2 protein-coding genes are annotated in these 18997 nt (G+C 66.7%); both read left to right on the plus strand.

Going from position 1 to position 18997, the window contains the following annotated elements:
* Window positions 1-94: 94 nt before the first annotated feature.
* Complete coding sequence (locus AC6I7Z_RS03495) at window positions 95-871, plus strand: EAL domain-containing protein (protein ID WP_497813162.1); 777 nt, start codon at window positions 95-97, stop codon at window positions 869-871.
* Window positions 872-1109: 238 nt separating this feature from the next.
* Complete coding sequence (locus tag AC6I7Z_RS03500) at window positions 1110-18989, plus strand: Ig-like domain-containing protein (protein WP_497813163.1); 17880 nt, start codon at window positions 1110-1112, stop codon at window positions 18987-18989.
* Window positions 18990-18997: the final 8 nt, after the last annotated feature.

Genomic DNA, 18997 nt, shown 5'->3' on the forward strand with positions numbered 1-18997 from the left:
TTCTGGGTTTTCTTAACGTTCATATGAGTTTTCCTGACATTTTGGCTGCTGCTTTTAAGCAGCTGACTTATCGGGTAGAGCGGGTAGCAGCAGAATGGGTCGCCAACTACATCTTCGTCAGCATTACGTCTTTCTGCTCGACCCGATTCATGCTTCCTCAGGGAAAGTGACGGCGTGGGAGCTGTTGACGCGCTTCGCGCCGGATCGCGACATCGCCAGCCTGGCCGATGACGACAGCGGACATCGACTCGTTGACTGCCTGCTCGAAGCAGAAAAATGGCAGCTGTTTCAGCAACAGCTAACACAGCTCGAGACGATCTATAAAAGCGGATTTACCCAACTTATTAGCCTTAACGTCGAGGGCGATATTATTCGCGGCATTTTAAATGACGCCGCGACGCAGCAAAGGCTGGATCGGTTACCGTTATTGCGTCTCGAAATTTCCGCCTTTTTCACTCAGCGCTATTGCGCTGCCGATCGTCTGCTGCTGCAAAAGCTGGCGGGTATTACCCCAGCATTATTATGGCTGGATGATTTCGCGGCGGGTGGTTCAACGCTTTCGATGCTGACCAGCGGCCTGTTTGAATATGTTAAAACCAGCCGGGACTTCTTCTGGAAATATGGCGAGGGCTATGCCTTCGACACGCTGCTTAATCATGTAAACGATTTCTGCGATGGCGTTATCGTTCAGGGCGTAGAGACAGAACAGCATCTCCAGCTGCTGGCGCGCAAACCGATTGTCGGCCTGCAGGGCCGTCGATGGTCAGCGCAATATGTGGCTGATGTTATTGATCAGAAAGAAAAAGTATTGCCATCCAGAGCGATAAAAAAACAACAGGCCGCCATAGTTAATTACCCTAACTTTTTATGATATGCCGCCTGTTTCCGTTATTGCGGAAGCGGGCTAGCCCATTGTGGTTATTAGAAAAATAAAAGTGATTCCCTCACCAGGATAAAGATTCAGCATGGCTCAGTGCGATTTCGTCAAGCAGATGGGATCGACAAAGAGGGGAGTGAATAGCACACAGCGTTATTCACGGAAAAAACCGGCATCAATGGGTGCCGGGCATTTTTATGAATATTAATAACCTCAATGGGATATACATAACATGAATAATATCTCAGTAACGCCTAAAGGCGGTACTATCGCCTCGCAGCTGAGTGGCAGCGACGTCAATTTGTCCACTCCAAGTGTGGTTAAACTCAACCTCAATCGATCTGACATCAAATCTTTCGCACGTAACGGCAACGATCTTGTTGTTACCACGAAATCTGGCGAAACGGTTGTTATTCATAATTTTTACGGCCCGGCAGGTGAAAGCGACCTGGTACTGCAGGATGACAAAGGTGCGCTCTGGTGGGTAGAAAATCCCGGTGAAGAGGGGTTCCAGTACGTCTCTATCGACAGCACCGAAGGACTGCTGGCGGATAACCTGACCAGCGACAACACTATCGCCGCCTTTGGTATCGGCGGCGCGGCGCTGGCGGGTATCGGCGCGCTGTTCGCCGCGAATAACGGCGGCGGCGGTGGCGGCGGCGGAGATAACACCGGCGGCGGTGACAACGGCGGCGGCACGGGCGGCGGCGATAATGGCGGCAACCCCGGCGGTGGCACGGGCGGCGGCGGAACAGGCGGCGGCGACAACGGCGGCGGCACAGGCGGCGGCGATACCACCGCGCCCGGCGCGGCGACCAATATCGTGATTAACGACAGCGTCGGCAGCATTCAGGGCGCCATTGCCGCAGGCGGCATCACCGATGACAATTCCCCGGTTTTAAGCGGAACCGCTGAAGCGGGCGCGACCGTCAGCGTTTACGACAACGGCACGCTGCTGGGCACCGTAACCGTTAATGCCGATGGCAGCTGGAGCTTTACCACGCCGACGCTGGCGGATGGCCAGCATAGCCTGACGGTGACGGTCACTGACGCCGCAGGCAACACCAGCAGCGCCACCGATCCGCTGAACTTTACTGTCGATACCCTCGCGCCGGCGTTAACCGACGTGAGCGCCATCAGCGATAACGGCACCATCCTGACGCCCATCGCCGCAAACGGCGCGACCAGCGACACAACGCCGACGCTGCAGGGCACGGCTGAAGCGGGCAGCACCGTCACTATTTCCGATAACGGCACCCTGCTGGGCACGGTTATCGTCGGCAGCGATGGGCGCTGGTCTTTCACTCCCTCCGCGCTGGGCGAAGGCAGCCATACGCTGAGCATTACCGCCGCCGACGCGGCAGGCAACGTTAGCCCGGCAACTACGCTGACTTTCACCGTTGATACCCTTGCGCCGGACGCAGCCAGCAACCTGCAGCTGACCGATAACGTCGGCGACAACCAGGGCCCGCTCGCTTCCGGCAGCTCGACCGACGACAATACGCCAGCGTTGAGCGGCCAGGCAGAAGCGGGCACCACCGTCAGCGTATATGACGGCGATACTTTACTTGGCACGGTCACGGTCGGCGCCGACGGTCTCTGGAGCTTTATCACGCCCGCCCTGAGCAACGGCAGCCATAGCCTGACGGCGACCGTAACCGATGCCGCAGGCAACGTCAGCGCGCCGACGGCGGCGATTGTGGTTAACGTCGCGGCGGATCTGCCGCCAGCGACCAGCTCGCTGGAAATTACCGACGACAGCGGCAGTACGCTGGTGCAGCTGGCCAATGGCGCCTCGACCGCCGACAGCACGCCGACCCTGAGCGGCCTGACGACGGCGGGCGCGCTGGTGACGCTCTACAACGGCGACACGGTCATCGGCAGCGTCACCGCCGACGCCAGCGGCCAGTGGAATTTCACCCCTGCCGCGCTGGCGGACGGAACCTACGCCTTCCGCGCCGATACCACTAACGCCGACGGCAGCATTACGCCGTCGCCGGTATTGACCATCACTATCGACACGCTGGCGCCAACCACGCCAGCCGATCTGCAGCTGACTAACGACGACGGCGCAGCGGTGTCCGCCGGCAGCGCGACAAACGACAATAGCCTGACGCTGAGCGGCAGCGCGGAACCCGGCAGCACAGTCACCGTGCGGGACGGCGACACGCTGCTGGGCACCGTTACCGCAGGCGGAGACGGCAGCTGGAGCTTTACCACGCCGGTACTGACGGACGGCAGCCATAGCCTGACGGCAACGGTAACGGATGCGGCGGGCAACGCTAGCGCGGCTTCCGCGCCGCTCAACTTTACCGTCGATACGCAGGCGCCGGAACCGGTCAGCGGTCTGGTGGTCACTGACGACGTCGGCGACAGCACGGGGCCGCTGGCGTCAGGCGCCACGACCGACGACGCCACGCCCATTCTGAGCGGACAGGCGGAGCCCGATTCGCTGCTGACGATTTATGATAACGGCGTCGCCATCGGCAGCCTGACGGTCGGCACCGACGGCAACTGGAGCTTTACCACGCCGACGCTGAGCAACGGCGCGCACAGCCTGACGCTGACGCTGACCGATGCGGCAGGCAACGTCAGCGCGCCGACCGCGCCGTTCGATTTCACCGTCGCTGCAGGCGAACCGCCGGCGGCCAGCACGCTGGTGATCACCGACGACAGCGGCAGCGCGCCGGTGGATCTGGCCGATGGCGCCAGCACCCGCGACACCACGCCGACACTGAGCGGACAGACCTTCGCCAACGCGCTGGTGACGCTCTATAACGGCGATACCGCAATCGGTAGCGTCACTGCCGACATCAACGGCCAGTGGAGCTTTACGCCCGCCGCGCTGGCGGACGGCAGCTACGATTTTCGTGCGGCTGTCACCGACGCCGCAGGCAACATCATCAATTCCGCCACCCTGGCGATTACCATCGACACCGTCGCGCCGACAGCGGCGGCGGACGTCACGCTGGCGGACGCCAGTGGCAATCCGATTGGCGACCTCACCAACACCAGCGCGCCGGTGCTGAGCGGCACGGCGGAGCCGGGCAGCATCGTTACCGTCTCTGACGGCGGCACGGTGCTGGGCAGCGCCACGGTTGGTCAGGACGGCAGCTGGAGCTTCACCTCGCCGACGCTTGCCGACGGCAGCCACAGCCTGACGGCGGTAGTGACCGACGCGGCGGGCAACGCCAGCGCGCCGACTGCGCCGGCGAACTTTACCCTGGACACGCAGGCGCCGACTGCCGCGGCCGATCTGGCGCTCAGCAGCGACAGCAGCGGCGTCTCGGTGCCGGTCGCCGCTGGCTCTGCCACGGGCGACGCCTCCCCGGTATTGAGCGGCAGCGCCGAACCGGGCAGCACCGTCACCATTTCTGACGGCGACACCGTACTGGGCACGGCGACCGTCGGCGGAGACGGGCGCTGGAGCTTTACCGCAGCCGGCCTTGCTGACGGCAGCCATAGCCTGACCACCACCGTGACCGATGCGGCGGGCAACACCGGCCCGGCTTCGGCGCCGATCTCCTTTACCGTGGATACCCTCGCCCCGGAGGCGGCCACCGGCCTGGTGATCACTGACGACGTGGGTGACGCGCAGGGCGATCTCGCCTCTGGCGACACCACCGACGACAGCACGCCGACTCTGAGCGGCACGGCGGAGGCCAACGGCCTGATTAGCGTCTACGACGGCGACGTGCTGCTCGGCACCGCCACGGCTGACGCAAACGGCAGCTGGAGCTTCACCACGCCAGCGCTGAGCAACGGCCTGCACAGCCTGATCGTCACCGTGACCGATGCGGCCGGCAACGTCAGCGCGCCGACGGCAGCGTTCGACCTCACCGTTGACGCCGGCGTGCCGCCGGCCACCGCCTCGCTGGAGGTGACCGACGACAGCGGCAGCACCCTTGTGGCGCTGGCCGATGGCGCCAGCACGCGCGACACCACGCCGGTGCTGAGCGGCCTGACCACCGCGGGCGCGCTGGTGACGCTCTATAACGGCGATGCGGTTATCGGCAGCGTCACCGCCGACGCGGCCGGTCAGTGGAGCTTTACGCCCGCGGCGCTCGAGGATGGCAGCTACGCCTTCCGCGCCGACACCGCCAACGCGGACGGCAGCGTGACGCCCTCGCCGGTGCTGACCGTCACTATCGATACCGTCGCGCCTGCGGCGGTCACGGACGCGGCTCTGACCGATGCCAACGGCGTGCCGGTCACGGCCGACGGCGCCACCAATAGCCCTACGCCGGTACTGAGCGGCACGGCGGAACCGGGCAGTATCGTCACCGTTTCCGATGGCGACAATGTGCTGGGCACGACCACCGTCGCCCAGGACGGCAGCTGGAGCTTTACCACGCCGACGCTGGCCGAAGGCAGCCACAGCCTGACCGCCACCGTGACCGATGCGGCGGGCAACGTTAGCGCAGCCTCTGCGCCGCTGACCTTTACTCTCGATACCACCGCGCCGCAGACAGCGTCAGGCGTCACCGTAACGGATGACGTCGGCGATCGTCAGGGCGCGCTGGCGTTCGGCGACACCACCGACGACAGCACGCCGACCCTGAGCGGCACGGCGGAAGCCAACAGCGTCGTCAGCGTCTATGACGGCGACCAGCTGCTGGGGACGGCCAACGCCGACGGCAGCGGCAGCTGGAGCTTTACCACGCCTGAACTGGCCGACGGCCCGCACAGCCTGAGCGTGACCGTGACCGATGCGGCAGGCAACGTCAGCGCGCCGACGACGCCATTCGATCTGACCGTGGCGGCCAGCCAGCCGCCTGTGACCCTGACGCTGGCGGTCGCTGACGACAGCAGCGGCGCGCCAGTGGATCTCGCTGACGGCGCCAGCACGCGCGACGCGACGCCGACCCTGAGCGGCCAGACCGCCGCCGGGCTGCTGGTCACGCTTTACAACGGCGATACCGTTATCGGCAGCGTCACCGCCGATGCGGCAGGCCTGTGGAGCTTTACGCCGCAGGCGCTGCCGGACGGCACCTACGATTTCCGCGCCAGCGTCACCGACGCCGCGGGCAATATCACCGATTCCGCCACCCTGACGATCGCCATCGACACCGCGGCGCCGACAACCGCCACCGGCATTACGCTGGCGGATGAGAACGGCGATCCCATCGGCGGCCTCACCAACATCAGCGCGCCGGTGCTGAGCGGCACGGCGGAGGCGGGCAGCATCGTCACCGTCTCGGACGGCGATACGGTGCTGGGCAGCGTTACGGCCGCTCAGGATGGCAGCTGGAGCTTCACCTCGCCGGTTCTCGCCGACGGCAGCCACAGCCTGACGGCGGTGGTGACCGACGCGGCGGGCAACGCCAGCGCGCCGACCGCGCCGGTGACCTTTACCCTGGATACGCAGGCGCCGGTCGCCGCAGCCGATCTGGCGCTCAGCAGCGACAGCAGCGGCGTCTCCGTGCCGGTCGCCGCTGGCGACACCACGAGCGACACGACGCCTGTGCTGAGCGGCAGCGCCGAACCCGGCAGCATTGTGACCATTTCTGACGGCGACGCGGTGCTCGGCAGCGCTACGGTCGCGCAGGATGGCAGCTGGAGCTTTACCTTGCCGACGCTTGCCGACGGCAGCCACAGCCTGACGACCACGGTAACCGATGCGGCGGGCAACACCGGCCCCGCTTCGGCGCCGCTCACCTTTACCGTTGATGCCACTGCGCCAGAGGCGGCTACCGACCTGGTGGTCACCGACGACGTGGGCGCCTCGCAGGGCGATCTCGCCTCCGGCGACACCACCGACGACAGTACGCCGACCCTGAGCGGTACGGCGGAGGCCAACGGCATCGTCAGCGTCTACGACGGCGACGTGCTGCTCGGCACCGCCACGGCTGACGTCAACGGCAGCTGGAGTTTCACCACGCCAGCGCTGAGCGACGGCCTGCACAGCCTGACCGTCACCGTGACCGATGCGGCCGGCAACGTCAGCGCGCCGACGGCACCGTTCGATCTCACCGTTGACGCCGGCGTGCCGCCAGCCACCGCCTCGCTGGTGGTGACCGACGACAGCGGCAGCATCCTTGTAGAACTGGGCGACGGCGACACCACGCGCGACACCACGCCGGTGCTGAGCGGCCTGACCACCGCGGGCGCGCTGGTGACGCTCTATAACGGCGACGCGGTCATCGGCAGCGTCACCGCCGACGCGGCCGGTCAGTGGAGCTTTACCCCGACGACGCTGGAAGAGGGCAGCTACGCCTTCCGCGCCGACACCACTAACGCAGACGGCAGCGTAACGCCTTCCCCAGTGCTGAATATCACTATCGACAGCGTCGTGCCGGATGCGGTGAGCGGGCTGCAGCTGAGCAGCGACGCCAGCGGCACGCTGGTGCCGGTCACCACGGGCGCGACTAATGATACGACGCCGGTACTGAGCGGCACGGCGGAGCCGGGCGGCATCGTCACCGTTTCCGACGGCGGCAACGTACTCGGTAGCGTCGTCGTCGGTTCAGACGGCAGCTGGAGCTTTACGACGCCCGCGCTGAGCGAGGGCGCGCACAGCCTGAGCGCCACCGTGACCGATGCGGCGGGCAACGTCAGCGGCGCCTCCGCGCCGATAACCTTCGACGTCGACAGCACGCCGCCAGCGGCGATCCTCGATCTGGTGCTGAGCGACAGCCGCGGCGGCACGCTACAGCCGATAGGGGCTGGCGGATCCACCAGCAGCACCACGCCGACCCTGAGCGGCAGCGCTGAACCGGGCAGCATCGTTACCGTTACCGACGGCGACCAGGTGCTGGGCAGCGCGACGGTCAACGCCGACGGCAGCTGGAGCTTTATCAGCCCCGCGCTGGGCGAGGGCGACCACAGTCTGACCGCCACGGTAACCGATTTGGCGGGCAACAGCGGCCCGGCTTCCGCGCCGCTGGCCTTTAACGTTGATACCCTCGCGCCGGCGGCGGCGAGCAACCTGGTGGTCACCGACAACTACGGCGATGCCACAGGCCAGCTCGCCTCGGGCGACACCACGGACGATCGTACTCCGACCCTCAGCGGTCAGGGCGAGCCAAACGCGCTGGTGACGATTTATGACGGTCAGGTCGTACTGGGTTACACCACCGTCAATACTGACGGCAGCTGGAGCTTCACCACGCCGACCCTGAGCAGCGGCGCGCACAGCCTGACGACCACCCTCACCGATGCAGCAGGCAACATCGGCCCGGCCTCTGACGCCTTCGCGCTCACCGTTGACGGCGCGCTGCCGCCAGCGAGCACGACGCTGGAGGCGGTCAGCGAAACCGGCTCCACCGTCGCGCCGCTGATCGACGGCGCCACGACCAATAACGACAGCCCGGTGCTGAGCGGCCTCGCCGATCCGAACAGCGTGGTTACGCTCTATGACGGCCAGACGCTGATAGGCAGCACCACGGCAGACGGCAGCGGCCAGTGGTCTTTCCGGCTCTTCTCGCTGTCGAACGGCCTGCACGCTTTCTATGCCACCATCGTCAGGCCGGACGGCGCGACCGCCAACGCCGGGCCGCTGAATCTCACCGTCGACACCATTGCGCCGGATGCGGCCGATAACCTGCAGCTTACCGGCGATAACGGCAGCACCAGCACGCCGATCGGCGACGGCAGCGCCACCCGCGACGTCTCGCCGGTACTGAGCGGCACGGGCGAGCCGGGCAGCACCGTCTCTGTCTCCGACAACGGCAACCTGCTGGGCACCGCGACGGTGGACGCCAGCGGCAACTGGCAATTTACCTCGCCTGCGCTGGCGGAAGGCCCGCATAGCCTGACCACCACTCAGACCGACCTCGCGGGCAACGTCGGCCCGGCCTCCGCGCCGCTGACCTTTACCGTCGATACCACGCCGCCAGCCGCCGCCAGCGGCCTGGTGGTAAGCGATGACGTCGGCGGCAGCCAGGGGCCACTCACCTCCGGCGACACCACCGACGACAACACGCCGACCCTCAGCGGCCAGGCGGAAGCGGGCGCGCTGGTCAACGTTTACGAAGGTGACGTGCTGCTCGGCAGCGCCGTCGCTGACGGCAGCGGCAACTGGAGCGTCACCACCATCGCGCTGAGCAACGGCAACCACAGCATAACGGTGACTGTTACCGACGCAGCGGGTAACGTCAGCCTGGCGACGCCAGCCTTTAGCCTGAACATCCAGGCGGGTCTGCCGCCGGCCACCGCCTCGCTGGAGGCGATCGACGACAGCGGCAGTCCGCTGCTGCCGCTGGCCAACGGCGCCAGCACGCAAGACACCACGCCGATCCTCAGCGGTCTGGCGACGGCAGGCGCGCTGGTAACCCTCTTCAGCAACGGTGACGCGCTGGGCAGCGTCACCGCCGACGCCAACGGGCAATGGAACTTCACGCCTGCGGCGCTGGCGGATGGCACTTATACCTTCCTCGCCAGCTACAGCGACGCGACCGGCAACCTGATTGAATCCACGCCGCTGACGCTCACCATCGACACCGTTGCGCCGACCGCGGCGGCAGACATCGCGCTGACCGACGCCAACGGCGATCCGGTGGGCACGGATACGCCGACCAGCAACAATACGCCGACGCTGAGCGGCAGCGCGGAGCCGGGCAGCATCGTGACGGTTTCCGACGGCGACCAGGTGCTGGGCACGACCACGGCAGGCAGCGACGGCAGCTGGAGCTTCACCACGCCGACCCTGTCCGATGGCGATCACAGCCTCACCGCCGTGGTCACCGATGCGGCTGGCAACGCGAGTCCCGCGTCTGAACCTGTCGCCATCACCGTCGACACATTACCGCCATCCTTGCCGGTGGATGTGGTGCTGAGCAATGACGGCGCGCCGATCGCGTCCGGTAGCCTGATTAACAACGCGACGCCGGTATTGAGCGGCAGCGCCGAGCCGGGCAGCATCGTTACCGTTTCCGACGGCGACACGCCGCTGGGCAGCGTAACGGTGGGCAATGACGGCAACTGGAGCTTCACTACGCCGACGCTGGGCGAGGGCGACCACAGCCTGAGCGCGGTGGTAACCGACGCGGCGGGCAACAGCAGCAGCGCCACTACGCCAGTGCTGGTGAGCGTCGATACGATCGCGCCGACCGCAGCCGCGGATCTGTTGCTCAGCAGCGACCAGAGCGGCACCCCTGTACCAATCGCCGGCACCGTCACCAACGATCCGACGCCGGTATTGAGCGGCACCGCGGAAGCAGGCGGCTTTGTCACCGTTTACGACGGCGACACGGCGCTTGGCTCTGCGACGGTAGGCAGTGACGGCAGCTGGAGCTTTATCGCACCTGCCCTGAGCGAAGGGGATCACAGCCTGACGGCCGTGGTGACCGACGCGGCGGGCAATGCCGGTCCGGCATCGGAAGCGGTCGCCATCACCGTTGATACCACGCCGCCAGCCGTGGCGGCCGACCTGCTGCTCACTAATGAAGGCGGCACGGCGATCGCCGCAGACGGTCTGACCAACAGCGCCGCGCCGGTGTTAAGCGGTACTGCCGAAGCGGGCAGCCTGATTATCGTCTCTGACGGTGACCAGGTGCTCGGCTCGACCACCGCCGCTGATGACGGCAGCTGGAGCTTTACTTCGCCGCAGCTTGACGACGGCCCGCACAGCCTGAGCGCTACCGTGACCGACTCGGTGGGCAACGCCAGCGCGCCAACCACGCCGCTGAACTTTACGGTAGACACGCTGCCGCCAGCGGCGGCGCTCGGCCTGACGCTGAACAACGATCAGAGCGGCGCGGCGATCCCGGCGAACGGCACCACCAGCGATACCACGCCGGTGCTGAGCGGCACCGCCGAACCGGGGGGCACTGTTACTCTGTATGACGGCGACGTCGCGCTCGGCTCCGTGGCGGTGAACAGCGACGGCAGCTGGAGCTTTACCTCCCCGACGCTGGCGGCGGGCGATCACAGCCTGACCGCCACCGTCACCGATGCCGCCGGCAATACCGGTCCGGCGTCGGCGGCCTATGCCTTTACCGTGGATCTGACGCCGCCAGCGGCGGCGGCGGATCTGGCGCTCACCAACGACGCCAGCGGCACGGCGATTGCAGCGGGCGGCCAGACCAATGACACCACGCCGGTGCTGAGCGGCACCGCTGAGGCGGGCAGCACGGTTACCGTTTCCGACGGCACCACGGTGCTGGGCACCGCCACGGTCGGCGGCGACGGCAGCTGGAGCTTCACCGCGCCGACCCTGAGCGAAGGGGCGCACAGCCTGAGCGTGGTGGTGACGAACGCCACCGGCAACAGCAGCGCGCCGTCTGAGGCGATCGGCTTTACCGTCGACACCGCCGCGCCTGCGGCAGCCACCGCGCTGCTGCTGACCAACGATGCCAGCGGCGTCGTCATTGCGGCAGGCGGCGCGACCAACGACGACACGCCGGTGCTGAGCGGGACAGCGGAGCCGGGCGGCACGGTCACTGTCTCTGACGGAGCGGTAGTGCTGGGCACGGCCACCGTCGGCGCTGACGGCAGCTGGAGCTTTACGTCGCCCGCGCTGGGCGAAGGCGCGCACAGCTTCACCACCGTCGTGACCGATGCGGCGGGCAACGTCGGACCCACGTCGGAAGCCCTGGGCTTCAGCGTGGATACCACCGCTCCTGCGCTGGCCGACAACGTGCTGGTTAACAACAACAACGGCCTGACGCTGGTGCCGATTGTGGACGGCAGCGCCACCAACGACGCCACGCCGGAGCTGACCGGCACGGCCGAGGCGGGCAGCATCGTCACGGTTTATGACGGCGACGTGGCGATCGGCTCCGTCTCGGCAGGACCGGAGGGCAGCTGGAGCTTTACCACGCCGACGCTGGCGAGCGGGCCGCACAGCCTGAGCGTGAGCGTTACTGATGCGGCGGGCAACAGCAGCGGCACGACTTCGCCTGTCGACTTTACCGTCGATACCGCCGCGCCTGAGGCCGTTACCGGGCTGACGCTCACCAACGATCTTACCGGCGCGATCATCCCAGACGGCGGCCTGAGCAACGACAACACGCCGGTGCTGAGCGGCAGCGCCGAAGCGGGCAGCATCGTTACCGTGCTGGACGGCACGGCGGTGCTCGGCAGCGCCACCGTGAATGACGACGGCAGCTGGAGCTTTACCGCGCCGACGCTCAACGACGGCGCGCATAGCCTGAGCGCCGTGGTAACGGATGCAGCCGGCAACGCTAGCCCGGCCAGCAGCGCCATCGCGCTGAACGTCGATACCCAGCCGCCTGCGGCCGTGACCAGCCTGGCGCTGAGCAACGACAGCGGCGCAACGCCAACGGCTATTCCGGACGGCGGCCTGACCAATGACAACACGCCGGTGCTGAGCGGCTTCTCCGAGGCGGGCGGCACGGTCGCCATCTATAATGGCGCCACGCTGCTGGACAGCGTAGCGGTCAACGCCGACGGCAGCTGGAGCTATACCCCGCCTGCGCTTGACGACGGCACCTATACCTTTACCCTGACCCCTGTCGATGCGGCAGGCAATGTCGGCGCCTCCGCCGCTATCAGCGTGGTTATCGACGCCACCGCGCCGGCAACGGCGGCGGATATCGCCCTCAACAGCGATAACGGCGCGACGGCGACGGCGATCGTCGACGGCGGCATCACCAGCGACAGCACGCCTGTGCTGAGCGGCAGCGGCGAAGCGGGCAGCATCGTCACCGTTTATGACGGCGCCCTTGCTCTCGGCACCACCACGGTCGGCGCCAACGGCCTGTGGAGTTTCGCGCTGCCGACGCTGAGCGACGCGGCGCATAGCCTGACGGTGACCCTCACCGATGCGGCGGGCAATACCAGCGCGCCTACAGCGGCGATCCGTTTTACCGTCGACACCCTGGCGCCGGAGGCGTCTGCGCTGACGGTCAGCAGCGACAACGGCCCGGAAACGGTGCTGCTGACGCCGAACGCCGCCACCAACGACAACACGCCGGTGCTGGCGGGAACGGCGGAGGCCAACAGCCTGGTCACCCTTTATGACGGCGACGTGGTAATCGGATCGGTCACCGCAGACGGCCAGGGCGCATGGAGCATTAACTCGCTGACGCTGGCGGACGGCAGCCATACGCTGAGCACCACGGTGACCGACGAGATCGGCAACGTCAGCGCGCGTTCTGAAGCCTTTACCTTTGTGGTCGACGTGACGCCGCCGGAACCGGCAGGCGCGCTGACGGTGCGCAACGACGGCGGCGCGATTATCGCCGACGGCGGCATCACCAACGACAGCACGCCAGCCATCAGCGGCACGGCAGAGGCGGGCACGCTGGTTACCCTCTACGACGGCACCACGGCGGTCGGCTCGGCGACGGCGGACGGCAGCGGCGCATGGAGCATTACGCCAGCGCCGGCGCTCTCCGACGCCGCGCATACGCTGAACGTCACGGTAACGGATGCGGCGGGCAATATTAGCTCCACCTCATCTGTCACCCTGACCGTGGACACCACGCCGCCGCAGCCGGTGGCGACCTTCGATATCTACGATACCAACGGCGCGACGCCGGTGTTGATCGCCAGCGACGGCTATACCAACGACGATACGCCGGTGCTGCGCGGCACCGCCGAGGCGGGCGCTACGGTCAATATCTATGAAGGTGAGACGCTGCTCGGCACCGCTACGGTGAACCAGAACGGCGTCTGGCGCTTTGAGACCGGCACGCTGACCGACGGGCAGTATACCTTTACCGTATCGGTCACCGACGCGGCGGGCAACGTCAGCAGCGAGGCGCAGCCCTACACCATCAACGTCGATCTCACGCCGCCTGCGGTCATCGCCGATCTGGCGGTGAGCGACGATGCGGGCGCCACCACCGGCCCGCTGGCCAACGGCGCGGTTACCGACGACAACACCCCGACCCTGAGCGGCACGGCGGAGGTGGGCAGCGTCGTCAGCGTCTATGACGGCGACACGCTGCTGGGATCGGTAACGGCGGGCGCCGGTGGCGCATGGAGCTTTACCACCGGCGCGCTGAGCAACGGTCCGCACAGCTTTATCGTTACGCAGACCGATGTAGCGGGCAACGTCGGCGCGGCGAGTACGCCTTTCGCTATCACCATTGAGAATGGCCTGCCGCCGACCAGCAGTACGCTGCAGCTTACCGACGACAGCGGCAGCACGCTGGTTAATCTGGCCAACGGCGCCTCTACCCGCGACACCACGCCGGTATTGAGCGGCACGGCGAGCGCTGGCACCGTGATTACCATTGCTGACGGCGGAACCACGCTGGGCAGCGTCACCGTCGGCGCGGGCGGCGTGTGGACCTTTACGCCAGCGGCGCTGGCGGAGGGGGCGCACAGCTTCACCATCACCACGGTAGATGCGACAGGCAACCCTGGCGCGTCGGCTGGCCCGATCGCCATTACCGTCGATATCACGGCGCCGACCCCCGTCACCGATCTGCTGCTGAGCAACAACAACGGCACCACGGCGGTGGAGATCGCCAACGGCACCGCCACCAACGACAACACGCCGCAGCTGAGCGGCACCACCGAAACTGGCGCGCTGATCACCGTCTATGACGGCGACACCGTCATCGGTTCGACGACGGCGGGAGCAGGCGGCGCATGGAGCTTCGTTTCGCCGCTGCTGACCAACGGGGCGCACGCGCTGAGCGTGACGGTAACCGATGCGGCAGGCAACCTGAGCGATCGCTCCGCCGCTATCGCCTTCACCGTGGATACCATCGCGCCAGCGACGGCCGCGAATCTGACGATCACCAACGACGCCACCAATACGGCGATACCGAACGGCGGCTACACCAATGACGACACGCCGGTGGTCAGCGGTACTGCCGAAGCGGGCAGCCTGGTGACGATTTATGACGGCGCCACGGCGCTCGGATCCGTCACAGCGGACGCTGGCGGCAGCTGGCGCTTCGTCTCCGCTGCGCTGGCCCAGGGCACCCATACGCTGAGCGCTCGCGTCACCGACGCGGCGGGCAACGTCAGCGTGCCGTCCGGCACCGCGACGGTGGTGGTCGATACCGTGGCACCTGCACCTGTGACGCTGACCGCCAGCAACAACAACGGCGCGACGGCGACGCCGATCGCCAGTAACGGCACCACTAACGACAACACGCCAGTGCTGACGGGGACGGCGGAGGCGGGCAGCCGCATCCTTATCTCCGACGGCAACACGGTGCTGGGCAGCGTCACGGCGGGCAGCAACGGTCAGTGGAGCTTCACCACCCCGACGCTGGCCGACGGCCCGCATACCCTGAGCGTGACCGCCACCGATGCGGCAGGCAACACCAGCGAAGCCGCGCTGCTGACGCTGACGGTCGCTACCGCCGCGCCAGCACCGGTCGCCGATCTGACGGTTAACGATAACGTCGGGGCGACGCAGGGCAACCTGGTGAACGGCGCGGTTACCGACGACAACACGCCGACGCTCAGCGGCACTACTGGCGCGGGCAATATCGTGACCGTTTACGACGGCGCGACGCTGCTCGGCACGGTAACGGCTGGCGCGAATGGCGCATGGAGCTTCACCACCGGCGCGCTGAGCAACGGCGCGCATACCCTCAACGTCACGGTGACTAACGCGGCTGGCAACACCAGCGCCGCGACGCCGTTTACCCTGACGGTGGATACCGTCGCACCAGCCGCATCGACGCTGGTGGTCACCAACGACGCTGCCAACGTGACGGTGCCGAATGGCGGCTCGACCAACGACAACACGCCGGTACTGAGCGGTACGGCGGAAGCGGGCAGCACCGTCACGGTGTATGACGGCGCAACGGCGCTGGGCACCGCGACCGTCGGCACGGGCGGCGCGTGGAGCTTTACCTCGAGCCTGCTCGCCGAAGGCGCGCATACGCTGCGCGTGACGGTGACGGATCCGGCAGGCAACGTGAGCGGCGCCACCACGGCGAGCATTGTGGTGGACACCACACCGCCAGCGGCTGTTACCCTGACGGCAAGCAACAATAACGGCACCACGCCGGTGCCGATCGCCAGCAACGGCAGCACCAACGACAGCACGCCGGCGCTGACCGGTAGCGCCGAGGCGGGCAGCCGCATCGTTATCACCGACGGCACCACGGTGCTGGGCAGCACGACGGCAGGCAGCAACGGTCAGTGGAGCTTCGTCACGCCGACGCTGGCGGATGGCGCCCATACCCTGAGCGTCACCGCCACCGATGCGGTCGGCAACACCAGCTCGCCGACCACGCTGACGCTGACCGTAGATACCACGGCGCCAGCGGCGGTCACCGATCTGACGGTGAGCGACAACGTTGGGACGATTCAGGGCATCCTGACGAACGGCGCCGTCACTGACGACAATACGCCTACGCTGAGCGGCACGGCGGAAGCGGGCGCTATCGTGGTGATTTTCGACGGCACCACGGCGCTCGGTTCCACCACGGCGGGCGCCAACGGCGCGTGGAGCTTCACCACCGCCGCGCTGAGCAACGGCGTCCATCCGCTGAGCGTGACGGTGCGTGACGCGCTGGGCAACACCAGCGCCGCCTCCGCCACGGTTTCCGTTACCGTGGATACGGTGGCGCCAGCCGCCTCGACGCTGCAGGTCGTCAACGACATCACCGGCACGGTGGTGGCGAACGGCGGGTCGACTAACGACAACACGCCGACCCTGAACGGCACGGCGGAAGCGGGCAGCCGCGTCAGCATTTTCGACGGCGGCACGCTGCTGGGCACGACAACGGCGGGCGCCAGCGGCGCATGGAGCTTCACCACCAGCGCGCTGACGCAGGGCACCCATCCGCTCAGCGTCACGGTGACCGATCTGGCGGGCAACGTCAGCGGTTCGACGGCGGCCACAGTAATCGTCGATACCACGGCGCCAGCGGCAGTCACGGCGCTGACGGTGAGCAACAACAACGGCAGCACGCCGGTGACCATTCCTAACGGCGGCGTGACCAACGACAACACTCCTCTGCTGAGCGGCAGCGGCGAAGTCGGCGCGCGGATTAGCGTCTATGAGGGCGCCACGCTGTTGGGCACCGCTACGGTGGGCAGCAACGGCCAGTGGAGCCTGATTAGCCCGACGCTGGCCAGCGGTCCGCACACGCTGACCGTCACCGCCACCGATGCGGCGGGCAACGTCAGCCCGAGCGTTAACGCCACCCTGACCATCGACACCACGGCGCCGGCGGCCAGTACGCTGGTGATCACCAACGACTCGGTGACGCCGACAGTCACGGTACCGAGCGGCGGCGCGACGCGCGACACCACGCCGGTACTGAGCGGCACGGCGGAAGCGGGCGCGCTGGTCAGGATCTATGACGGCACAGCGCTGCTGGGCAGCGTGACCGCCAGCAACGGCGGCGCCTGGAGCTTCACTACCCCCACGCTGACGCAGGGCGCCCATGCGCTGAACGTCACCGTTACCGACCCGGCGGGCAACGTCAGCGGCACCACGACGGCGAACGTGACGATCGATAACGTGGCGCCGACGGCGGTTACCGGCCTGGCGATCAACACGGCAGGCACCACGCTGACCGGTAGCGGCGAGGCGGGCGCGACGGTGACGGTACGCGACGCGGGCGGCAACGCCATCGGCAGCGGCACCGTGGCGGCCAACGGCAGCTTCTCGCTGACGCTGACCACCGCCCAGACCACCGGCGCGACGCTGTCGGTCACTCAGGCCGATCAGGCAGGCAACGTCTCGCCCGCCGCAACGGTGCTGGGCGCTATCCGCGTGGTGGCGGCCAACGACGTGACCGAAGTGGATTACGCCACGCAGACAGGCACGATTACCAACGCGAATACCAGCCATACCGGTGTTTCGCTGCTGAACGTTAACCTGGGCGGCGCGGTCACGCTCGACGTGCTGCAAAGCGCGAACGCCTATCAGTTTACCGTGGGCGCGGGCGATACCCGGACCATCACGCTGCACGCCTCGGCGACCAGCCTGGTGGCGCTGACGTCGACCTATACGCTCTACCTCTATCAGCAGCAGGCGAACGGCACCTGGGTGGTGAAATCGAGCAACGCCAACTACATCTCGACCTTCCTGACGGTCGGGACGCAGACGGGCGGCAACGTCACCTATAGCAACCTCGGCACCGGCAACTACGCGGTGCTGCTGGGCACCAGCAGCGGCGTCGGCGTCCTGCCGTCCACCAATGTGACCACCACCTCCGACATCACCACCCTGGCGGTGACGGTGGCGGCGACCGTGACGGGCAACCTGCTGGCGAACGACACCAGCTCGGTGGCCGGCACGATACCCGCAGGCACGCTGGTGACCACGGTAGGCAGCAGCGCGATTGCGGCGACCGGCAACACGGTGATCAACACCACCTACGGCACCCTGACCGTCGACGCCAGAGGTAACTACACCTATGCGCTGAAAGCGGGGCTGGATGTCGACACGGTGCCGGCCACGGATGTGTTCACCTACTCGGTGCGCGACGCCAGCGGCGCGGTGACGTCGGCCGCCCTGACTGTGAACCTGCATAACGGCCCGGCCGCGACGCTCTTCTCGGTAAACAGCCTGTTTGCCGAAGCGCACGTCGATGACGGCACCACGGCGAGCGGCAGCATCTATGGCGACAGCAGCGCGGCCCATACCGGCGCGCTGAGCATCACTAACGAGGCGGGTCTGACCACCGCCGTCAGCAGCACGGGCATCACGCTGGTGGCGGGCGACTACGGCACCCTGAGCATCTCTGCTGATGGTCACTACACCTACACCCTGAACTCAGCGGTTAACGTGCAGGATATCGCGCATAAAGAGGTGTTCAGCTATAGCCTGGCGGCAGCCGACGGCACCATTACCACCAACAGCTTCACCATCGACCTGCATCCGCTCATTACCGGAACCGCAGGGGCGGACGCGCTGACCAGCAGCGCCTACGACGACACCATCACTGCCGGAGCGGGCGCCGATACCCTGGTGTATCACCTGCTCAACAGCGCGGATGCCGTCGGCGGCAACGGGCATGACACCTGGACCGATTTCTCTGTCGCCAGCGGCGACAAGATCGATATCAGCAGTCTGCTCGTCGGCTGGAACGACGCGACCAGCAACGTCAACGACTTCGTGAAGGTAGACCATACCGCCGACGGCAATACCGTTCTGTCGATCGACCGCGACGGCACCGGCACCGCCTACAGCAGTACGCAGCTGGTCACGCTGGAAGGGGTTAACGTTTCACTGGAGGAGCTACTGCAACAGCCGCACCAGAATCACACGGTCTGATCGCCGTG

This window comes from Pantoea sp. X-Soil-MYKO-1289 (genome assembly GCF_059730625.1).